The organism is Janthinobacterium paucivorans (assembly GCF_051380805.1).
Classification (GTDB): domain Bacteria; phylum Pseudomonadota; class Gammaproteobacteria; order Burkholderiales; family Burkholderiaceae_D; genus Janthinobacterium; species Janthinobacterium lividum_D.
On record NZ_JBNYXR010000008.1, the window covers coordinates 213,349 to 232,822 of the forward strand.

20 protein-coding genes are annotated in these 19,474 nt (G+C 62.8%); 6 read left to right on the forward strand and 14 right to left on the reverse strand.

The window, feature by feature from the left end:
• Positions 1–63: 63 nt before the first annotated feature.
• The 4 genes from ACQ4V8_RS12345 to ACQ4V8_RS12360 are packed head-to-tail and all read left to right on the forward strand — an operon-like array spanning position 64 to position 3,389.
• Positions 64–930 carry a branched-chain amino acid ABC transporter permease gene (locus tag ACQ4V8_RS12345; protein WP_070347411.1) on the forward strand — a complete coding sequence of 289 codons (867 nt, stop codon included), beginning with the start codon at positions 64–66 and terminating at the stop codon, positions 928–930.
• Positions 931–935: 5 nt separating this feature from the next.
• Positions 936–1,937 carry a branched-chain amino acid ABC transporter permease gene (locus ACQ4V8_RS12350; protein ID WP_193365530.1) on the forward strand — a complete coding sequence of 334 codons (1,002 nt, stop codon included), beginning with the start codon at positions 936–938 and terminating at the stop codon, positions 1,935–1,937.
• On the forward strand, positions 1,934–2,695 hold the full coding sequence (locus ACQ4V8_RS12355; RefSeq protein WP_010398391.1) for an ABC transporter ATP-binding protein: 762 nt from the start codon (positions 1,934–1,936) through the stop codon (positions 2,693–2,695). The genes ACQ4V8_RS12350 and ACQ4V8_RS12355 overlap by 4 nt, the downstream gene beginning before the upstream one ends.
• Positions 2,688–3,389 (forward strand): ABC transporter ATP-binding protein, encoded by a 702-nt coding sequence (locus ACQ4V8_RS12360; protein WP_070347409.1) that lies wholly within the window; start codon positions 2,688–2,690, stop codon positions 3,387–3,389. Before ACQ4V8_RS12355 ends, ACQ4V8_RS12360 begins: the two co-directional genes overlap by 8 nt.
• 154 nt (positions 3,390–3,543) lie before the next feature.
• On the opposite strand, the gene pcaCD is transcribed toward ACQ4V8_RS12360, so the two are convergent.
• From pcaCD to pcaH, 4 genes are read right to left on the reverse strand one after another with little or no spacing between them, the layout of a single operon-like run.
• On the reverse strand, positions 3,544–4,806 hold the full coding sequence (gene pcaCD / locus ACQ4V8_RS12365; RefSeq protein ID WP_436571552.1) for a bifunctional 4-carboxymuconolactone decarboxylase/3-oxoadipate enol-lactonase PcaCD: 1,263 nt from the start codon (positions 4,804–4,806) through the stop codon (positions 3,544–3,546).
• Positions 4,796–6,223, reverse strand: a complete 1,428-nt coding sequence (locus ACQ4V8_RS12370; protein ID WP_436571553.1) for a lyase family protein — start codon at positions 6,221–6,223, stop codon at positions 4,796–4,798. Before ACQ4V8_RS12370 ends, pcaCD begins: the two co-directional genes overlap by 11 nt.
• A gap of 18 nt (positions 6,224–6,241) precedes the next feature.
• The gene (locus ACQ4V8_RS12375; protein ID WP_010398383.1) at positions 6,242–6,760 is read right to left on the reverse strand and encodes a peptidase associated/transthyretin-like domain-containing protein; all 519 of its coding nucleotides are present in this window, start codon (positions 6,758–6,760) and stop codon (positions 6,242–6,244) included.
• A 10-nt stretch (positions 6,761–6,770) separates the two neighbouring features.
• Positions 6,771–7,463, reverse strand: a complete 693-nt coding sequence (gene pcaH / locus ACQ4V8_RS12380; protein WP_010398381.1) for a protocatechuate 3,4-dioxygenase subunit beta — start codon at positions 7,461–7,463, stop codon at positions 6,771–6,773.
• A gap of 142 nt (positions 7,464–7,605) precedes the next feature.
• On the opposite strand from pcaH, the gene ACQ4V8_RS12385 reads away from it, so the two are divergent.
• Positions 7,606–8,379, forward strand: coding sequence for an IclR family transcriptional regulator domain-containing protein (locus tag ACQ4V8_RS12385; RefSeq protein ID WP_029496420.1), 774 nt, complete (start codon positions 7,606–7,608; stop codon positions 8,377–8,379).
• Here the strand turns inward: ACQ4V8_RS12385 and ACQ4V8_RS12390 are convergent.
• Positions 8,376–9,287 carry a helix-turn-helix domain-containing protein gene (locus tag ACQ4V8_RS12390; protein ID WP_436571554.1) on the reverse strand — a complete coding sequence of 304 codons (912 nt, stop codon included), beginning with the start codon at positions 9,285–9,287 and terminating at the stop codon, positions 8,376–8,378. The genes ACQ4V8_RS12385 and ACQ4V8_RS12390 overlap by 4 nt on opposite strands.
• A gap of 125 nt (positions 9,288–9,412) precedes the next feature.
• Here ACQ4V8_RS12390 and ACQ4V8_RS12395 point away from each other — a divergent pair, with 125 nt between their 5' ends.
• Positions 9,413–10,582: a 4-hydroxybenzoate 3-monooxygenase gene (locus tag ACQ4V8_RS12395; protein ID WP_436571555.1), complete on the forward strand. Its 1,170-nt coding sequence runs from the start codon at positions 9,413–9,415 to the stop codon at positions 10,580–10,582.
• Between the two features lie 107 nt (positions 10,583–10,689).
• On the opposite strand, the gene ACQ4V8_RS12400 is transcribed toward ACQ4V8_RS12395, so the two are convergent.
• The 9 genes from ACQ4V8_RS12400 to mnmH form a co-directional block, all read right to left on the reverse strand.
• A complete protein-coding gene (locus ACQ4V8_RS12400; protein ID WP_010398371.1) occupies positions 10,690–11,859 on the reverse strand; it encodes an ABC transporter substrate-binding protein in 1,170 nt (389 codons plus the stop codon).
• Between the two features lie 85 nt (positions 11,860–11,944).
• On the reverse strand, positions 11,945–12,853 hold the full coding sequence (locus tag ACQ4V8_RS12405) for a LysR family transcriptional regulator (RefSeq protein ID WP_010398369.1): 909 nt from the start codon (positions 12,851–12,853) through the stop codon (positions 11,945–11,947).
• Between the two features lie 235 nt (positions 12,854–13,088).
• Positions 13,089–13,583, reverse strand: a complete 495-nt coding sequence (locus ACQ4V8_RS12410; RefSeq protein WP_082261172.1) for a GNAT family N-acetyltransferase — start codon at positions 13,581–13,583, stop codon at positions 13,089–13,091.
• 238 nt (positions 13,584–13,821) lie between these two features.
• On the reverse strand, positions 13,822–14,622 hold the full coding sequence (phnE, locus tag ACQ4V8_RS12415; protein ID WP_436571556.1) for a phosphonate ABC transporter, permease protein PhnE: 801 nt from the start codon (positions 14,620–14,622) through the stop codon (positions 13,822–13,824).
• Positions 14,619–15,431: a PhnE/PtxC family ABC transporter permease gene (locus ACQ4V8_RS12420; protein ID WP_436571572.1), complete on the reverse strand. Its 813-nt coding sequence runs from the start codon at positions 15,429–15,431 to the stop codon at positions 14,619–14,621. Before ACQ4V8_RS12420 ends, phnE begins: the two co-directional genes overlap by 4 nt.
• A gap of 17 nt (positions 15,432–15,448) precedes the next feature.
• The gene (locus tag ACQ4V8_RS12425; RefSeq protein ID WP_436571557.1) at positions 15,449–16,267 is read right to left on the reverse strand and encodes a phosphonate ABC transporter ATP-binding protein; all 819 of its coding nucleotides are present in this window, start codon (positions 16,265–16,267) and stop codon (positions 15,449–15,451) included.
• Between the two features lie 66 nt (positions 16,268–16,333).
• Entirely contained in the window at positions 16,334–17,212 is an 879-nt protein-coding gene (locus ACQ4V8_RS12430) for a putative selenate ABC transporter substrate-binding protein (RefSeq protein ID WP_029496418.1), read from the reverse strand.
• 29 nt (positions 17,213–17,241) lie between these two features.
• Positions 17,242–18,306: a selenide, water dikinase SelD gene (selD, locus tag ACQ4V8_RS12435; RefSeq protein ID WP_010398354.1), complete on the reverse strand. Its 1,065-nt coding sequence runs from the start codon at positions 18,304–18,306 to the stop codon at positions 17,242–17,244.
• A 45-nt stretch (positions 18,307–18,351) separates the two neighbouring features.
• Positions 18,352–19,443 carry a tRNA 2-selenouridine(34) synthase MnmH gene (gene mnmH, locus ACQ4V8_RS12440; RefSeq protein WP_436571558.1) on the reverse strand — a complete coding sequence of 364 codons (1,092 nt, stop codon included), beginning with the start codon at positions 19,441–19,443 and terminating at the stop codon, positions 18,352–18,354.
• Between the last annotated feature and the right edge of the window lie 31 nt (positions 19,444–19,474).

The window sequence follows — 19,474 nt, forward strand, 5'->3', positions numbered from 1 at the left end:
AAACAAAAAGGAGACAGCAGTGACTATTGCACATCGCAGCACGCGCGCGGGGAGGGCCGGCATATGCTAGGCAACTTCATCGGCGTTTTATTCGACGGCATCGCCTACGGCAGCCTGTTATTTATCATCAGTGTAGGCCTGTCGGTAACGATGGGAATGATGAACTTCATCAATCTGGCGCACGGTGCTTTTGCCATGCTGGGCGGCTATGTCTGCGTCATGCTGCTATCGCAGCTGGGCCTGCCTTTCCTGGCCACCTTGCCGCTCGCTTTCCTCATCTGCGCGCTGGTCGGCCTGCTGCTCGAGCGTACGCTGTACCGCCGCCTGTACAAGGCCAGTCACCTCGATCAGGTGCTGTTCTCCATCGGTCTGACGTTCATGGCGGTGGCGGGCGCCACGTATTTCTTCGGCCCGACCCAGCAACCGGTGCTGCTGCCTGACTGGCTGCGCGGCCAGGTTGCGCTGTTCGGCCTGGACGTGGGCGCCTATCGACTGTTCCTGATCGGCGTGGTGGTGCTGGTCACCGCAGCTCTGGGTGTGCTGATCGAGCGCACGCGCTTCGGCGCGCAGATCCGCTGCTCGGTGGACAACCAGACAGCGGCGGCCGGCCTGGGCATCAATGTCAGCCGCGTCTTCAGCCTGACCTTCGCGCTCGGTTCGGGCTTGGCTGGCCTGGGCGGCGGCCTCGGCATCGACGTGCTGGGCCTGGACCCGACGTTCCCCTTCAAGTATATGGTGTACTTCCTGCTGGTGGTCGCCGTCGGCGGCGCAGGCACCATCAAGGGGCCGCTGGTGGCTGCGCTCATCCTCGGCATTTTTGACGTCGCCGGCAAATACTATGTGCCGCAAATGGGTGCTTTCGTGATCTATGGCTTGATGGTGGTGCTGTTGATCGTCTTCCCCGCCGGCTTGATGAGGAGAAAAGCATGAGTGTCATGCATGAAGTTCCCGTCGTCGCGCGCATTGCCGCGCCTGCGCCGCGCCTGGCCGATGGCCGCTGGCGAGCACTGGAAATCGCTTTCTGGCTGCTGCCGGTGGGCGCCTATTTCGCCTTTACCGGCTATCTGGTGCTGATTAGCCAGATCATGATCGTCGGCCTGTTTGCCCTGTCGCTCGACTTGATACTCGGTTATGCCGGCATCGTGTCGCTGGGCCATGCCGCTTTTTTTGGCCTGGGCGCTTACACGGCCGGCCTGCTGGCCGTGCATGGCTGGGGCGAGCCGCTGAGCGGCTTGCTGGCGGCGGCATTGGTGGCCGGCGTGTTTGGTTACATGACTAGTTTCCTGGTGGTGCGCGGACAGGATCTGACGCGCCTGATGGTCACGCTGGGCATCGGCCTGATGCTGTTCGAAGCGGCCAACAAGGCCGCCTTCATCACGGGTGGCGTCGATGGATTGTCCGGCATGATGCTCGGCAAACTGTTCGGTGTGTTCGAATTTGACCTCGAGGGCAAGACGGCCTACCTCTACAGTTTCGCGGTGCTGTTCCTGCTGTTCGTGGCGCTGCGCAGGCTGGTGCATTCGCCGTTCGGCCTCAGCCTGATCGGCATACGCGAAGGCGGCCAGCGCATGCCGGCCATCGGCGTGGACGTTAACCGTCGCCTCGGTGTCATCTTTACCATCAGCGCTGCCGTTGCCGGCGTGGCTGGCGCGCTGCTGGCGCAGACTACGCAGTTCGTGGGCCTGGACATGCTGGGCTTTTCGCGCTCGGCAGAATTATTGATCATCCTGGTGCTGGGCGGCACGGGGCGCCTGTATGGTGCGCTGATCGGCGCGGCCGTCTTTATGCTGGCACAAGACTTTATCGCCGGCCTCAATCCCACGTATTGGCAATTTTACATCGGCATGCTGCTGGTGCTGATCGTGCTGTTCGCACGCGGCGGTGTCCTCGGCGGCCTGGAGCGTCTGCAAAAACTGTTTGCCAAGGAGAAAGCATGAACACCGCCGCGATGACACTGCGCACCGAAGCGCTGTCGAAGAAATGGGGCGGCTTTGCCGCCAATAGCGACGTCAGCCTGACGTTCCAGCCCGGTGCGCGCCATGCGTTGATCGGCCCGAACGGCGCCGGCAAGACCACCTTCATCAACCTGCTGACGGGTACCTTCCCTCCCAGCGCTGGCAAGGTGTGGCTGGGCGAGACCGATATCACGCATTTGCCGCAGCACCAGCGCGTCAAGCTGGGCCTGACGCGCACCTTCCAGATTAATAATCTGTTTGCCGGCATGACCGTGCTCGAATCGGTGGTGCTGGCGATCAGCGAGCGACGCGGCTTGCAGTCGGTCTGGTACCAGACCGTCGCCAGCCAGAGCGAGGTGGTCGAGGAGGCCATGGCGCTGCTTGCCAGCCTGAAACTGACGGACGAGATCAACAGCATCACGCGCAGCATGGCATACGGCAAGCAGCGCCTGGTGGAAATAGCCCTCGCGCTGGCCACCAAGCCGTCCATCTTGCTGCTCGATGAACCGGCCGCCGGCATTCCTTCGGCCGAAAGCCGGGAACTGTTCAAAGTGATCGCGCAATTGCCACGCGATGTCACGGTGGTGTTCATCGAACACGACATGGGACTGGTGTTCCGCTTCGCCGATCGCATCACGGTGATGGTGGGAGGCAAGGTGCTGACGGAAGGTACGCCGGCAGAGATCGCGGCCGATCCGCGCGTCAAGGAAGTTTATCTGGGAGAGGCCGAACATGCGTGAGCTGCTGGCATTGGAGAAGGTCAGCGCCGGCTACGGCGAATCGATCGTATTGGAAGACGTGTCCTTGTCGATGAACGAGGGAGACAGCCTGGCGCTACTGGGACGCAATGGCGTTGGCAAGACCAGCTTGCTGGTGACATTGATGGGGCTGACCCGCTTGCACCGGGGTACGATCCGCTGGAACGGTAGCGACCTGGCGCGCGTGCCTACCTGGAAGCGCTCGCGCGCCGGGCTGGGCTGGGTACCGCAGGAGCGCCACATGTTTCCCTCGCTGACGGTAGAAGAGCATTTGACGGTGGTGGCGCGCCCCGGCCCATGGCATCTGCAAAAGATCTATGCGATCTTTCCGCGTCTGCTGGAGCGGCGCCAGAACATGGGGAACCAGTTGTCGGGCGGCGAACAGCAGATGCTGGCCATCGCCCGCGCCCTGATGACGAATCCCCGCATCCTGCTGCTCGACGAGCCGATGGAGGGACTGGCGCCCATCATCGTGCAGGAACTGGTGCGCATAGTGCGCCGGCTGGTGAAGGATGAAGGCTTGTCCGTCATCGTGGTGGAGCAGCATGCGCGCCTGGCACTGTCACTGACCGAGCGCGCCATCGTGCTGGACCGGGGGCGCATTGTGCACGACTCCGACAGTGCCAGCCTGCTGGCCGATGGCGACAAGCTCGATCGGCTGGTCTCGGTGGCTTGATGTCAGTGAGGCGACCTGCAACGCGGGCCGCCTGTTGCATGTCAGAGAGCAGTCCAATTCTGCCAGCACCGGCAGGTGCGCGCTACGGGCGTGTGAAGAGGGAATCTAAGTAAGCACGCAAGATGGCGGCGCCTTGAAGGACGCCGCCATTTTTTTACAGGTGGGCGATGAAGCTGCGTACGGCGTGATCGAACGCCTGCGGCTGTTCGATCACGCTCAGGTGCGAGGCTTGTTGCAGCACGACCAACTGCGCTGCGGGAATGGCATCGGCCAGGACCTGCGCCATGGCCACTGGCGTGCCCTGGTCCAGCTCTCCTGCGATGACCAGGGTCGGCACGGCGATCGCGCCCAGGCGCGCAGTGGTATCGACCTCGCCGACGGCATGGCAGCAGCCGGCATAGCCGACAGCGTCGGTGCTGACCACGCGGCGCCGAAAGCGCGCCACCGTGGCGGCATGCTGCTCGCGGAAGTCCTGCGTGAAGTAGCGCCCCATGACGGCGTCGCCGATGGCATCGACGCCTTGCGACTGCACGGTGGCGATACGCTGCTGCCACAGTTCGCGTGTAGCGCCCGGATAGCCGGAAGTGGTGTTGGCTAGCACCAGGGCGCGCACCAGCGAGGGATGGCGCAAGACCAGTTCCTGGCCTACCATGGCGCCCATCGACAAGCCTATCCACAGCACCGGCCCCGTATCAAGTTCGCGCAGCAGGGCAGCGGCATCGTCGGCCAGCGTCGCCATGTCGTACATGCCGGCAGGCGCTTCCGAGCCGCCATGGCCGCGATGGTCATAGGCGAGCACGCGGCAATCTTCGGCCAGGGCCGTGGCCAGCGCATCCCACATGCTCAGATCGCAGCCCAGCGCGTGGCTCAGCACCACCGTGTGGCGCGGCGCCTTGCCGCTGCGCGGTGCGCGCACACTGTAGTGCAGCGATGGCTTGCCGCCACTACGCCCTTCAAAGCCCGTGCCTGGATGGTGGCTGGCCGCAGGTGCCACGGGGGCCAGCGTATAGCCTATCTGCGGGCCCAGTTCGTGCAGGATCGCCATGGCGTGCGTGAAGGCCGTATTGGCTGCAGGAATGCCGGCGTAGATGGCCGACTGCATCAGCACTTCCTTCAGTTCATCCGGTGTCAAACGGTTCGACGCCTCGCCGAGCAGTGCGGCGCGTACGTGCAGTTCGAATTCCTCCCAGCGGCCCAGCGCGGCGGTTATCGCCAGGACGATGGCGCGGCGGGTCTTTTGTTCGAGTCCGGGACGGCCCCAAATCTCATGCCAGGCAAAACGCGTGATCAGGTTCTGGAAGTCGCTATTGAAGCTGTTGGCGTTCGCCAGCGAGCGTTCCACCCAGGCGTCTCCCAGGATGGCGCGGCGGTTGTTCAGGCCACGCTCGAAGTCGTGGTCGATGGGGTCATGGCGCATGCTGGCCTCGCGATAGATGGTGAGTAAGGGCCGGGTGGGGGACGGCGTCCAGGGTGGCGATGTCGCTACGCAAGCGCTGCAATTGCTGTTGCGCCAGCGTGCGTGCAGGCGTGGCCGCAGCAGTGGCATCGAACAGGGTCGCCAAATGCGCCAGATCGACCTGTGCGCCCAGCGTGGCATCGGCTTGCACGGCCTCGGCCAGTATATCGGCCAGGTGGCGCCCCGTGGCCAGCGCCTTGCCGCTCATGTTTTCCAGCAGCGCATGCGCCTGCGGCCGGCCGATGGCAGCCGCCAGGTACGCTGCCGCCGCTTCTGCAAACACGAGGCCCTGCAGTGCGTCGATATTGCGCGCCATGCGCGGCGCATCGACTTGCAGGCCGGCGCAGGCATCGTTGAGCGCCTGCAGGGCGCCATGCGCGCTGAGGAACAGGCCCGGCCATTCTGCCAGTTCGGCTTGCCAATTGCCCAGGCCCCGTTCGTGCTGCTGGCCCATGCTGGCCAGCAGGGCAGCGGCGCGCTGCGGCGTGCGCGTGGCGGCGGCCAGCGCGATCATGGCGCTGACGGGGTTGCGCTTGTGCGGCATGGCCGACGAACCGCCGCGACCATTGCCAGATGGTTCGGCCAGTTCGCCGATCTCGCCTTGGGCCATCAGGCTCAGATCGGTGGCAATCTTGCCCAGGCTGCCAGTGAGCACGGCCACTTCCAGGCCCAGGCGCACCCATTCATCACGCTGCGTGTGCCAGGCCGCATCGGCCACCTTCAGGCCCAGTGCATCGGCCATGCGGCGCGCCACCGCCGGACCTTGCTCGCCCATCACGGCCAGCGTGCCGACGGCGCCACCGAGCTGCAGTTGCAGGGCCTGCTGCGCGCATATGCGCAAGCGCGCCCGTGCACGCACGAGTGGCGCCAGCCAGCCGGCCAGCTTGAAGCCCAGGCTGGTCACCTGCGCCGGCTGCATCAGGGTGCGCGCCAGCACCGGCGTGGCAAGGTGCTGCTGCGCCAGGCGCAGCAAGTGCTGACCCAAGCTGTTCAAGCCATGCTCAAGCAGCAGCAGGGCGTCGCGCGTGGCCAGCACCATGGCCGTGTCGATCACGTCCTGGCTGGTACTGCCCCAATGGACCTTGCTGGCCGCTTGCGCATCGTACAGGGCGACGGTGCGGGTCAACTCTTTCACCAGAGGGATTGCCAGGCTGCCGGCGCGCCGGCCGTCGCTGATGATGGCGGCAATGTCATACAGCTGCGCGTTGCAGACCGAGGCGATGGCATGCGCGGCGGCTGGCGCGAGCATGCCTTCGTCGGCCTGCGCCTGCGCCAGTGCCTGCTCGAAGCGAAACATCGCTTGCACGATCGCCGCGTCGTCGAACACGGCGATCATCTCGCTGGTGGTAAGGAAGCTGTCAAAGATCGATACGCTCACAGCGCCTCCCGTTGTGCATTACACATAGTCGAAAAATACCGTTTCTTGCGGCCCTTGCATGTGGATGCTCCAGTTGTACTGGCCGTCGCCCGCCTGGGTGGCCAGCAAGGTGGCGCGGCGCGCGGCCGGCACTTGCTCCAGTATGGCCGATTGCGCCAGGTGCGTGTCGCTGTCCAGGAACACGGCTGTGAACTGATGTTTCACCAGGCCGCGCGCGAATACTGTGATGTAGGCCAGCGGTTCGCCAGGCGCCTGTGTGCATAGTGACAGGCGCAGACTGAAGTTGCCCGCGTCGTCGCTGGGCACGCGGCGAAAACCGGGCATGGCCTGGGCTGATTCGGCTGCGGCGCCAGCGGGCTGCCATGCCTCGATCTGCGCATCGTTGATGGGCACGCCGTCGCCATCAAAAATGCTGCCGTGGATGACGATGGTGGGCGCAGTCGTTTGCAGGCGGTCGGCGGCGCACAGGTCTACCGCCCATTGCCAGGCTGCGTGGGAAAATGGGCCGATGGTTTGCGAAGTCGTGATATTGCTCATGTGAGTATCCTTAAATGCCAAACGGCGTAGCGTCGCGTCCGCGCAGGACGATGTCGAATTCATAGCCCAGCATGTCAACGTCGACGGTGTGTTCCAGGCTGAAGCGCGAGATCAGGCGCTGGCGCGCGGCCAGGTCGGGAATGCTCTGGAAGATGGGGTCGTAGTCAAACAGCGGATCGCTGGGGAAGTACATCTGCGTCACCAGGCGCTGGGCGTAGACATTGCCGAACAAGGAAAAGTGGATGTGCGCAGGGCGCCATGCCTTTTCGTGATTGCCCCACGGGTAGGGGCCGGGCTTGATGCTGACGAAGCGGTAGCGGCCCGCATCATCGGTCATCATCTTGCCCCAGCCGTTAAAGTTCGGGTCCAGCGGCGCATCGTGCTGGTCGCGCTTGTGGCGGTAGCGGCCGGCGGCATTGCATTGCCACACCTCCAGCAGTGAATTGCGCACCGGCTTGCCATCTTCGTCCAGCACGCGACCGGTGACGACGATTTTCTCGCCCAGCGGTGCGGCATCACCTTGGGTCGTCAGATCCATGTCATGCGGCAACAAGATGCGCGGCGAGGGCACGATGTTGTGCGTGACAGGCACGCTGGCGTCCAGGCGCAGCAGCGGCTGCGTGGGGCCGCGCTTGGCGGTCGATTTGTAGGGAGGGTAGATCAATTCCGGATATACGCCGGGGGCGATGGCATCGAATTTCAAAGCTGTCTCCTTGTTATGTCATGTGGCAGGGTGAAACGATGGTAGGCAAGCGCTACCATCCTTACAAGGTCGCCATGGCGTGCTATATTCGCTATGCGCACAATTTGTGCGAATAGCGCCCAAATTAAGTTTTTTCTACACAATGACATTAGCAACAGAGCTGCCAGCCAGCCGCGATTTGATCGCCGGACTGGAGAAGGGCTTGCAAGTGATCGCCGCGTTCGACCAGGAACGCAGCCGCTTGAGCATCGCGGAAGTGGCCGAACGCACGGGCCTGACGCGTGCTGCCGCGCGGCGCTATCTGATTACGCTGACGCACCTTGGCTATATGCGCCATGAAAACAAGCTGTTTTCATTGACGCCGATGGTGCTGCGGCTGGGACAGTCCTATCTGCATTCAGCGCGCTTGCCACGCGTGGTGCAGCCGCTGTTGTATCGGCTCGCCTACGCGCTGGGCGAGGCGGCATCCGTGGGCGTGCTCGATCATGACCAACTGGTGTGCGTGGCTGCCGTGAGTGCGGGCCAGCTGGTGTCGGCCACTTTGCAGCCGGGGACGCGGGTACCTGCCTACTGCACGGCGAATGGCCGCATGCTGCTCGCCAGCCTCACGCCAGAGCAGGCCGACGCCTTCCTGGCGCGCGCAGAACCGGAGCAGATCACTGAGCACACCATCGTCAGCAAGGAGCGGCTGCTGCTGGAAATCGCGCGGGCGCGGGCGCGCGGCTATGCGCTGGTGGACCAGGAACTTGAACTTGGCCTGCGCACCATCGCGGTGCCATTGAAGAACTTTCGCGGTGACATAGTGGCGGCGATGAATATCAGCGTGCATGCGGGGCGCATTCCGATCGAGCAGATGGTGCAGCGCTGTTTGCCTGCGCTGATCAAGATACAGGTCGAGCTGAGTTCCTTGCTCTAAGGTTCGCGGCCTTCGTCCGAATGGCGGCGGAACTGCTTGGGCGTGGCGCCCATGCGCTTCTTGAAGAGCCGGCTGAAATAGGCCGGGTCCTGGAACCCCAGTTCATAGGCGATGCTGGCGATGCTGGCGGGGACATAGGTGAGTTTTCGGCACGCTTCCAGCATCAAGCGGTCCTGCGTGATGTCGAAAGCGGACTTTCCCGCCAGTTTGAGGCACAGGCGATTCAATCGCGTCGGCGTGACGCGCAAGGCATCGGCGTACTGGCCCACTTGCCATTGCTGCTTGTAGTGCTGCTCCACTGCGGCGCGAAAACGGCTGAACAGCTCAAAGTCGCTGCGTCCCGACTGGTCTGCCAGCCGGTGCTCTGCATGCACGCGCACGAGTAGTAGCAAAGCGCTGCGCGCCAGCCATTCCAGCATCAGGGTGTGTCCATATTGCGGCCAGGCCGCCTCCACCAGCAGGTTTTGTAGCAGCGAATCGAGGCGGCCATGTATGTCGGGCGCGCTGGCAAGGTCGATCGCCAGCGGTTCAACGAATAGCGATGAATACAGGTCGACGTGATTTTGCGCCACCGTGAAGATCACGTTCTGGTCCACTGTCAGCACGTAGCCTTGCGCTTCCTGTGAAAAGTCGAAGCCATGCACCACCGAGGAATGGATGGTGATGGCGACGGGGGCAGCACGCTGCCACAGCGCATCGTTGACGCTGGCACTGACCTGGCCGCCGAATAAAAAAAGTACCTGAAACAGGCCTGGATGCGTATGCCTGGCGATATGCCAGTCGTGAAGGCGGCTACGCGTTTCGATCAATTCGATATGCACAAACTCCGCGTTTTCCGCCCCTGATTGTTCTCCATACAGCGAAAACTGTGGAATTTCCGGTGTGCTCGTCAAGGCGGTATCTTGCATGGATGGACATTGTTTGAAAGGTTAGGTGTGTATAAATAGTACAAGTTTTAACGTATTTCATCCATGTTTTTTTCTTCCCGGCGCCGCTACCATGCAGGCATACCACCACAACATCGGAGACTGTCATGCGTACTCAAATCGCCATCATTGGCGCCGGCCCGGCCGGCCTGCTGTTATCCCATCTGCTGCATCTGGAGGGCATCGAATCGGTGGTGCTGGAAGCGCGTTCGCGCACCGACATCGAGTCGACCATCCGCGCCGGGGTGCTGGAACAGGGCACGATGGACATCCTGACGCAGGCCGGCGTCGGCGAGCGCATGCGCAGCGAAGGCGCGCTGCACCATGGCATCGAGCTGGCCTTTGATGGCGCCCGTCACCGTATCGACTTGAGCGAATTGACGGGCAAGGCGATCACCGTCTATCCGCAGCACGAGGTGATCAAGGACTTGGTGGCGGCACGGCTGGCGGCAAAGGGCAGCGTGCTATTCGAGGTCGCCGACGTTGAACTGCATGACACGCAGACCCTGCGTCCGCGCGTGAGCTACCGCCATGGCGGCGAGGCATATACCCTGGAGGCCGATTTCATCATCGGCTGCGATGGCTATCATGGCGTGGCGCGACCGGCCATGCCTGCCCAGGAGCTGCGCAAGAATTTCCAGCGCATTTATCCCTTCGGCTGGTTTGGCATCCTGGTGGAATCGGCGCCATCGTCCGAAGAATTGATCTACGCCCAGCATGACCGCGGCTATGCCCTGGTCAGTACCCGTACACCGACGGTGCAGCGGCTGTATTTCCAGTGCGACCCGAGCGACCACGTGGACAACTGGTCGGACGACCGCATCTGGGCCGAACTGCATGCGCGGCTGGAAAACCACGACGGCTGGAAGCTGAAAGAAGGGCATATTTTTCAGAAAAATATCATCGGCATGCGTAGTTTCGTCTCGACACCCATGCAGGCCGGGCGTTTGTTCCTGGCAGGTGACGCCGCGCACATCGTGCCGCCGACCGGCGCCAAGGGCTTGAACCTGGCCGTATCGGACGTGCAGTTGCTGGCGCGCGGGCTGGAACAGTTTTATCGCCAGGGCAGCGAGGAGCGTTTGAATGGCTACAGTGACGCAGCGCTGAAGCGCATCTGGCGCGCCGAATACTTCTCCTGGACGATGACGCGCCTGCTGCATACCTTCGCCGACGCTACGCCATTCGAACGCGAGATGCAGCGCGCCGAACTGGCCAACATTGTCAACTCGCGTGCCATGGCAACGGCGCTGGCGGAGAACTATGTTGGCGCATTCTGAGTGGTCTCATTGCCGGGGTGCGTCTCATTGTCGTGGTGCTCAAAGCACGACAGCGTTCCAGGCAAGCAGCACCGCGCGCCATCTGCGGCATTGGACTAGGCAGAGATTTAATTCGGCATGACGTTCTTGAGGGTGGCGACAGGCTGGTTGACTAGCTTGCCGTTGACTTTCTTGACTTCGCGGATATACATATTCTGTACGATGTCGCGGCTTTCTGGATGCATGCTGATCGGACCGCGCGGACTGCTCCACTTCATGTTCGACAGCACCCGGAGCGCCGCGTCGGCGCTCACGTTGCCATGGAGCGTGCGGATGGTTTCGGCGATCATGCCCATGGTGTCATAGGCCGTCACGGCGACGAAGGTGGCAGGTGGACGCTGGGGATTTGCTGCCGCGTAAGCCTTCAGAAAAGTCTTGTTCGCCGCATTGTCGAGCGCAGTTGAGTAGTTCAGCACCGTGATGGCGCCGAGCGCTCGGTCACCGAGCGATTCCAGGGTAGGCGAGTCGCTGCTCATGTCGCCGACGCCGAGGAACTTGATGCCCGCCTTGTCCAGACCCTTGTCGCTGAAGGCCTTGAGCACGCCGATGCCGTCTTCCGCGCCAGGTGCGAAAAAGAATAGTGCATCCGGTTTTTCATCCTTGACGCGCTGCACGAAGGGCGAATAGTCCGGGTTCGCCAGCGGCACGCGTGACGAGCCCACGATCTTGCCGCCGCCGGCGCTAAAGGCCTTGACGAAGCGCGCTTCGGCATCGATGCCGGTGCTGTAGTCGCTGACCAGGGTGTAGACCTTGCCGACCTTGTTTTTTGCCGTCCAGGTGCCGAATGGCTCGGTCATCTGCCGCATCGTCATGCCGGTGCGCAGCATATACGGCGATTTCGCGGTGATGCCGGTGGTGACCGCGTTCATTACGATCATCGGGATCTTGGCCTGGGTGGCGATGGGGGCGACGGCCAGCGCGCTAGGCGTCAGCGAAAAGCCGATCAGGAAGCTCACCTTGTCGCGCGTAATCAGTTCCTGCGCCGCGCGCTTGGACATCTCGGTGTTGGTGCCGCCATCGTCACGGTAGATGACTTCGATTTTCTTGCCGGCCACACGGTCGCCGTACTGCAGCAAGTACGTTTTGATGCCATCTTCGAATGGCTTGCCGGTGTTGGCAAACGGGCCCGTGAGGGCAGCGATGACACCAATGCGTATTGTCTCTTGCGCCTTGGCATGGCCGCTAGCCAAGGGGAGGGCGGCGACCATTGCGATCCCGGCCCAGGTCTTCATTTTCATGGGGCATTCTTTATAGTGATGGCGTTTGCCTGGTGCCTTGCCAGCCCCGGTCATGAAAGTCGTTTGCGTTCGACGCTGGACGCCATCAGTTGCTGGCTTGCGCACTGGCGACGACGGGCTGGCGGGCCAGTGCGATGAAAGCGCGCACGTAGTCGATGGCGGTGTCCGCTTCGCGCGCGCCCAGGAAGATCTGCTTGGCGATGCCGTGCACACCGAGCCGCACCGGCACCACGTCCATCTTGCTCGCGTATTGCTCGACCAGCCAGCGCGGCAGGGCCGACACGCCGCGCCCGCTGGCCACCATTTGCAGCATGATGTCGGTCGTTTCAATGGCTTTGTGGCGCCTGGGCGTGACACCGGCCGGCAGCAGGAACTGGTTATAGATGTCCAGGCGCTCGATGTCGACGGGGTAGCTGATCAGCACTTCCTGCGTCAGCTGCTGCGGCTCCACATAGGGCGCGCTAGCCAAGGCATGACCCTTGGCCACGACCAGCACCTGCTCATAGTCGAACACGGGCTCGAACTTCAGTCCCGGCTTGTACAGCGGGTCGGGGGTGACCAGCAGGTCGATCTCGTAGCCGAAGAGCGCGCCTATCCCGCCGAACTGGAACTTCTGCTTGACGTCCACATCCACGTCGGGCCAAGTTGTCAGATAGGGGGACACCACTTTAAGCAACCACTGATAGCAAGGGTGGCATTCCATGCCGATGCGCAGCGCACCGCGCTCGCCTTGCGCGAATTGTCCCAGGCGCTCTTCGGCCAGATCCAATTGCGGCAGCACCCGGTTCGCTACCGCCAGCAGGTACTGTCCGGCCTGCGTCAGGCGCAGATTGCGCCCTTCGCGTAGCCAGACGTCGGTGCCCAGTTGCAGCTCCAGCTTTTTCATGCTGTGGCTCAGCGCCGACTGGGTCAGGTTCAGCACGCCCGCAGCGGCCGTCAAGGACCCTTGTTTCTCGACTTGCTGGACGATGTTGAGGTGGATGCGTTCAAGCATTTATATGAGCCATGTTCATGAATTTATCAGATATATCCATTGTACTTCATGAATTGATCGTGGTGGCAACACCGGTTTTCTGCGCTGTCCACACGGAACTGGTGAAGCACTGCTACGACTAAGGTCTGCAGCACAGACGATGGCGTCGAAAATCGAATCAAGCACAGTGCATCTTTGGGGGGGAGCAAGCAGGCGTATCACGGGCTGCAATTGCAGAAAGAGGGGCTGCTTGGGCTTATGCTGGCGCCCGCCACGCCATCTTCTGCACCTGGATATGCGGGTGGCTCTCCAGCGGCGCCCATTCCGGCAAAAAGGCAAAACCCTGTTTCTGGTAAAACGCTGCCGCGCGCGCATTCTCCGGTGCCACGTCGAGCACCAGCCGGGCGTGACCATTACCGACGGCGCATTGTTTCACGGCGTCGAGCAGGCGCTGCGCCACGTCCAGCCCCCGATATTGCGGCTGCACCCACATGGCGATCAGATGGCACTCGCCATTGCCGGCCACCACTTGCGCGGCGAGGCCGATGGCTTGCTCTCCATCAAAGGCGAGGAAAAAGGTGCGCAGCGGCGTGCTGATGGCGCGCTGTTGCCAGTCGGCATCGGTAAAGCGGGCCGCGCTGGCGTGGCTGGCGCCAAAGGCCGTGGGGGTGTCGAGCAGGGCGGCTAGGCGCGTGGCTTTCAGTGCCGGCCAGTCGGCCGCGCTGCTTGCGCGGATAATGATATTGTTCAAATCGGCAAGATTCTTTCACTGGTGGCGCGGCCATGGTTGGGGAAATCTACTTGTATGTTTTTGCCAGCATCATGACGCTTGATCGTGCGGCTCGCCATCGTGCTTGATGACGCTATGGTGCGGGACGGTGGTGCGTTGCAGTTGCCAACTGCCGGTAAAGTCTGCGAGCGGCGCGGCGCTGGCATGCAGGTTGCAGCGGGGGGCGAGGAGCAGTTTTTCATGCTGTAGACAGTCTCATTTATCGCGTCATGGCGCGGCGCAGCACGTAGCTGAGGCCATCGACGGCGGCCACCATCAGCAGCATGGCGACGATGACGGTGGCGGCGCTGGGCATCTGGAACAGCGATAGGTGGTATTTCAGCATCTGCCCCAGGCCACCCGCACCGACGACGCCAAGGATGGCGGCGGCGCGGATATTGTTTTCCCAGCGGTAAAGGGTATACGACATCATTTGCGGGCCGCACTGCGGCAAGGTCGCGTACAGGAAAGTGGCGGCGGGACGCGCGCCATTGATGCGCAAGCTGGCGGCCGGCAAGGGCGGGCAATTTTCAAACGCATCGGCAAACAAGCGTCCCAGCACGCCCACCGTGTGCAGCGCCAGCGCCAGGGTGCCCGCGAATGGGCCCAGGCCGGCGGCGATCAGCAGGATGGAGGCCCACACCAGTTCGGGGATCGAGCGCAGCACGTTCAATAGAGCGCGCGTGGCATTGCGGGCCAGGGTGCCGAAACGCCCGCTTGCGGGCAGGGCCAGCAGCGCGCCCAGGAGAGCGGCAATCACCGTGCCGATGGCCGACATGGCCAGGGTTTCGAAGGTGGCGACGCCAATTTTCGTCAAAAAGTTGGGCGCCAGGTCGGGCGGGGCGAAGCCGTGCAGGAAGTCGGCGCTCGTGCGCACGGCATCGGCGCTAAAGAATTCGCCCCATTTCAAGGGCAGGGTGGCAAAGCTGGCGATGACCAGCAGCACTAAGCCGGCCAGCAAGGCCCAGGTCGACCAGCGCACGCGAGGCGAAACAGGCAGCATGGCGGTGTCGTTCTTCATGCCAACCTCCGGCGCAGCATGGCCGAGACCGCATCGGCGCCCGCCACCAGCAGCACGAACACGATCAGCATGGTGGCCAGTTCATTGCCTGCCATCATCTTCATCGATTCATCCATGCGCTGGCCCAGGCCACCGGCGCCGACAAAGCCCATCACGACGGAGCCGCGGATCGCGCATTCCCAGCGGTAAATCGTGTAGGACACCAATTCGGCGGCCGATTCGGGCAGGGCGCCGTACAGCAAGGCTTGCAGGCGGCCGCTGCCGTTGTGCAGCAAGGCGTTGCAGGCGGCGGCGTCCGACGATTCGAGCACTTCCGCATACACCTTGCCCAGCATGCCGCAATACGTGAGGGCAATGGCAATCACGCCCGCCGTCGGCCCCAGACCGACGATGCGCACCAATAACAAGGCCCACACCAGTTCCGGCACGCTGCGCAGCAGCACCAGCAGCGCACGCACGCAATGGCGCACGCCAGCGGCGAGCGGCGACACTTGGCCGGAGCCGATGCGCGAAATCGACAGGCGCTCCGTCACCAGGAGGGTCAGGGGTATGGCGCCCAGCATGGCCAGCGCCATGCCGGCCGTGGCCATGGCGATGGTTTGCCAACTGGCAATGGCCACCAGGTGCAAAAATTCCAGTGTATGGGCGGGTGGCACGAAGCTGGCAATGAATTGCCAGGTGGCCGCCAGGCTTTGCGCATCGCATAAAATCCACGGCTTAAATTCAGCCTGCACCAGCATCGGCCACAGCACCAGCAGCACGACGGCAGCGGCACTGAGGCGGGCGCGCCAGGCCGGATCGCGCGGCATGGCGGCATTCGCGGTTTTCAGCAAAGCGGCCTCGCAGCGTCCAGGTTCGCTTGTAGCGCATCGGCCTCGGCCTGGGGCGCGGCGTCGGCCTTGTTGCGGTACAGTTGTTCGATCATGGCGTCGCTGACCTCGGCGCTGGCCGCGTCGAAGACGATTTGGCCGTCGCGCAGGGCGACGATGCGCGTAAAGCAGGCGCGCGCGATGTCCACCTGGTGCAGGCTGCAGATCAGCGTGGCATGGCGCGCTGCCGCTTCGGCTTGCAGCACCTTCATCGTCTGCACAGCGAGTGTGGGATCGAGCGCGGACAACGGTTCGTCGACGAGGAACACTTGCGCATTCGATACCAGCGCGCGGGCCATGCCGCAGCGCTGGCGTTCGCCGCCGGACAGGCGATCGACGCGCGCATACAATTTGTCTTGCAGCTCGAATTTGCCCAGCGCTTCCCAGGCGGCGCGCGGATCGACGGGCGTCAGCAGGGAACGGATCGCCGTCCACAAGCTCCATTGCGGCAAGCGTCCCGCCAGCACGGCATTGACGACGCGCTGGCGCGGCGGCAGCGGTGGCGTTTGCGGCGCCAGGAACAAGCGCGCGCGCAAGGCGTGGCGCTCGGCGCTGCCGATCTGCCAGGGAGAACTGCCCAGTACGCTCAAGCTGCCCGATGCGGGGCGCAGCGCGCAGGCCAGGGTGTGCAGCAAGCTGGTCTTGCCGGCGCCGGAAGGGCCGATCAGGGCGATCTGTTCACCTTGGGCCACGTTCAGGTCCAGCTCGCGCAGGGCCAGCGCATTGCTGGCGGCGCCCGCGTGGTGGACGCTGATCTTGTGAAGTTGGAATGTCATGCGAGAGTGGGGAAAGTGCTGGCCAGCGCACCGCAGTGGCGGCGCCGGCCAGCGGATTGGCTTGCTTTACTTGAGCAGACCGGCATCGCGCGCGGCAGCTTCGATATCTTTGTAGTTCTCGGCCTTGGTCGGGATGAACTTCGTGGCGCGCTGGAGCTCGAGGATTTCCTTGCCTTCAGGCGTGGATGGGTCCAGCGCCAGGAAGGCGTCCGTCAGCTTCTTGCGCACCACGGGGTTCATGTCGGCGCGCACGCTCCAGTTGTAATCGTAGTAGCCGGGCGTGGTGTAAAACACGCGCACCTTGCTTGGATCAACCTTTTTCGCTTCGAGCAATTTTTCCCACACGGAAATATTCAAGGTGCCGGCATCGACCTTGCCACCGGCGACAGCGGCGACGGTGGCGTCATGCGCACCGGAAAACGCGATGCGCTTCATGTCCGTGTCCGGGTTAATCTTGGCTGCCAGCAGGTAGTAGCGCGGCATCAAGTGGCCCGAGGTCGACGATTCCGAACCGAACGTGAAGTTCTTGCCCTTCAGGTCGGACAACTGATTGATGTCTTTGCTGGTGGTGACGAAGACGGAGCGAAACTTCGTGTCTTCCTCGCGCTGCACCAGGGGCACGATCTTGCCGCCGCTGCGTACGTTCGCCTGAACAAACGTAAAGCCGCCGAACCAGACCATGTCGAGCTTGTTGTTGATCAAGCCCTCGACCGAGGCCGCGTAATCGGTGACGGGCGTAAATTCCACCTTCATGCCCAGCTTTTTCTCCAGGTAGCTGCCCAGCGGCTTGAACTTGCGCTGCAATTCCGTCGGTGCTTCATCGGGGATGGCGGACACGCGCAGCACTTGCTGCGCTTGCGCCAGGCCGCTGTGGATGGCCAGGGTGGCGGCGACGGTGGCCAGGATGGCGGGGAACTTGTTCAATGAGGTGGAGAACTTGGTCATGGGACTGCCTTTGCAAAAAAATTTGTTCATTAAAATACCGAAACCCCGGTCGTGCCTTCCTGCATCTCACCGATGACGGCGGCGTCGCCAAAGCCTTCGGCGCGGAAAATCGCCAGCACTTGCTCGACGGCTTCCGGCGCACAGGCCACCAGCAGGGGGCCGGCCGTTTGCGGGTCCGTCAAAATCGCCTTGTCGATGGCGCTCAGGCTGTCGTCCAGCGCCACTTGCGCGCCATAGCCCTGCCAGTTGCGCCCCGAGGCGCCCGTGATGTTGCCATTTTGCGCCAGTTGCAGCACTTGCGGCAACAGCGGCACGTCTTGCATGGCGATGCGCGCCAGCAATTTGGCGCCGCGCGCCAGTTCCAGCGTATGGCCGAGCAAGCCAAAGCCCGTCACATCCGTGAGCGCATGCACGCCGTCGAGCAGGGCCAGTTTCTTGCCCGGGGTATTCAATTTAGTGGTGTTATCGATCAAGGACGCGTAGCCATCCGCGTCCAGCGCGTTTTTCTTCAGCGCAGCGGACAAAATACCCACGCCGATCGGCTTGCCCAGCACCAGCTTATCGCCGGCGCGCGCACCGGCGTTGCGTTTCACCTGCGAGGGGTGAACCAGGCCCAGTACCACCAGGCCATAGATGGGCTCGACGGAATCGATGGTGTGGCCGCCCGCGATGGGGATGCCGGCCTGGGCGCAGATGGTTTCTCCGCCCTTTAAGATCAGGCCGATCGTTTCTACCGGCAGCTTGTTGATCGGCATGCCGACCAGAGCCAGTGCCATGATGGGCGTGCCGCCCATGGCGTATACGTCGGAAATGGCATTGGTGGCGGCGATGCGGCCAAAGTCGAACGGATCATCGACGATGGGCATGAAGAAATCCGTGGTGGCGATCAGCGCCTGCTCGTCGTTGAGCTGGTAGACAGCCGCGTCATCCGAGGTTTCTATGCCGACTAGCAATTCCTTGGGCAGGGGAAAGCCGCCGCTGCCCTTTAAAATGTCGGCCAGTACGCCGGGCGCAATTTTGCAGCCGCAGCCGCCGCCATGAGAAAACTCGGTCAATCGGATGGGTGTATTGGGTGTTGCTGCGCTATCGGACATGGTCGTCATCCTGCTCAAAAAGTTCATTAGAAGCCGCGCCAGCGCTCACGCGGCGCTAGCGGTACGGGGTGCGCCGACGATAGCACATAATGCACGCGCGGCTTGCTCAAAGGCATGTTCTGAAATATCGGGCAAGATCAGCGGCGCCGCCTGGGCGTAGCGGCTGAAGTTGCGGGCGATCGATTGCCGGTAGACGGGGTCGTAGTGCTGCACCAGCAACTGTTCTACCAGCTCGGCCATGCGGCCCGAGGTGGCCAGCTGCTGCCAGTGGGCAATTTTCTCGTGGCCATGCAGCTGCGTCAACAGGGCCAGCTGCACGTTCAGGCGATCCGCGTCGAGCACGTAATGCGCGTAATCATCCATCAGCAGTTGCACCCGCTGTTGCGTGGCCAACTGCACATCCGTGCACTCGGCTACGCGCATCTTGTCCATCAGCGCGTCGGGCACGCGCAAACGGCCCACTTTCTTGCTTTCGGATTCGATGAATACGGGCAGTTGCGCGTCGAAATGGCGCAGTTGCTGCCACAGCGCACTTTCAAACGCCTTTTGCGAAGGCTGGTCTGCGTCCGGCAAGCCGCCCAGTACGGAGCCGCGGTGGGCGGCCAGGTCTTCCAGGTCGATCACTTGCGCGCCTTGCTTATTCAGTACCTGCAGCAAACGGCTCTTGCCGCTGCCCGTGGGGCCGCACAGCACGTTGATGAAGTCAAAGCGTTCAGGCAGGGTGGCCAGCTCGGCGTTCACGTGGCGCCGGTAATCCTTGTAGCCACCGTCAAGCTGCGTCACGGGCCAGCCGATGCGTGCCAGGATGTGCGCCATGGCGCCGCTGCGGTTGCCGCCGCGCCAGCAGTAGACGAGGGGCTTCCAATCGTGCGGGTGGCCGAGGAAAACTTCTTCGATATGGCGCGCGATATTTTTCGCCACCAGCGCCGCGCCCAGCTTTTTCGCCTCGAAGGCGCTGGTCTGCTTGTACAAGGTGCCTACGCGCACGCGCTGCTCGTCATCGAGCACGGGCAGGTTGATGGCACCCGGCAAGTGGTCTTCGGCGAACTCGGACGGGCTGCGCACATCGATGATGGCATCGAATTCGTGCAAGCGGGACAGGATGTCGCTGAAAGGCAGGACTGCAGGGTATTTCATCGTGGCGCGGCTGCTTCAAATGGGGAAAGAC

Bases quoted from the DNA above. Each gene is read 5' to 3' on its own strand.
- ACQ4V8_RS12345 (WP_070347411.1), top strand. From the start codon at position 64: ATGCTAGGCAACTTCATCGGCGTTTTATTCGACGGCATCGCCTACGGC.
- ACQ4V8_RS12350 (WP_193365530.1), top strand. From the start codon at position 936: ATGCATGAAGTTCCCGTCGTCGCGCGCATTGCCGCGCCTGCGCCGCGC.
- ACQ4V8_RS12355 (WP_010398391.1), top strand. From the start codon at position 1,934: ATGAACACCGCCGCGATGACACTGCGCACCGAAGCGCTGTCGAAGAAA.
- ACQ4V8_RS12360 (WP_070347409.1), top strand. From the start codon at position 2,688: ATGCGTGAGCTGCTGGCATTGGAGAAGGTCAGCGCCGGCTACGGCGAA.
- pcaCD (WP_436571552.1), bottom strand. From the start codon at position 4,806: ATGCGCCATGACCCCATCGACCACGACTTCGAGCGTGGCCTGAACAAC.
- ACQ4V8_RS12375 (WP_010398383.1), bottom strand. From the start codon at position 6,760: ATGAGCAATATCACGACTTCGCAAACCATCGGCCCATTTTCCCACGCA.
- ACQ4V8_RS12385 (WP_029496420.1), top strand. From the start codon at position 7,606: ATGACATTAGCAACAGAGCTGCCAGCCAGCCGCGATTTGATCGCCGGA.
- ACQ4V8_RS12390 (WP_436571554.1), bottom strand. From the start codon at position 9,287: ATGCAAGATACCGCCTTGACGAGCACACCGGAAATTCCACAGTTTTCG.
- ACQ4V8_RS12395 (WP_436571555.1), top strand. From the start codon at position 9,413: ATGCGTACTCAAATCGCCATCATTGGCGCCGGCCCGGCCGGCCTGCTG.
- ACQ4V8_RS12400 (WP_010398371.1), bottom strand. From the start codon at position 11,859: ATGAAAATGAAGACCTGGGCCGGGATCGCAATGGTCGCCGCCCTCCCC.
- ACQ4V8_RS12405 (WP_010398369.1), bottom strand. From the start codon at position 12,853: ATGCTTGAACGCATCCACCTCAACATCGTCCAGCAAGTCGAGAAACAA.
- phnE (WP_436571556.1), bottom strand. From the start codon at position 14,622: ATGAAGAACGACACCGCCATGCTGCCTGTTTCGCCTCGCGTGCGCTGG.
- ACQ4V8_RS12420 (WP_436571572.1), bottom strand. From the start codon at position 15,431: ATGCCGCGCGATCCGGCCTGGCGCGCCCGCCTCAGTGCCGCTGCCGTC.
- ACQ4V8_RS12425 (WP_436571557.1), bottom strand. From the start codon at position 16,267: ATGACATTCCAACTTCACAAGATCAGCGTCCACCACGCGGGCGCCGCC.
- ACQ4V8_RS12430 (WP_029496418.1), bottom strand. From the start codon at position 17,212: ATGACCAAGTTCTCCACCTCATTGAACAAGTTCCCCGCCATCCTGGCC.
- selD (WP_010398354.1), bottom strand. From the start codon at position 18,306: ATGTCCGATAGCGCAGCAACACCCAATACACCCATCCGATTGACCGAG.
- mnmH (WP_436571558.1), bottom strand. From the start codon at position 19,443: ATGAAATACCCTGCAGTCCTGCCTTTCAGCGACATCCTGTCCCGCTTG.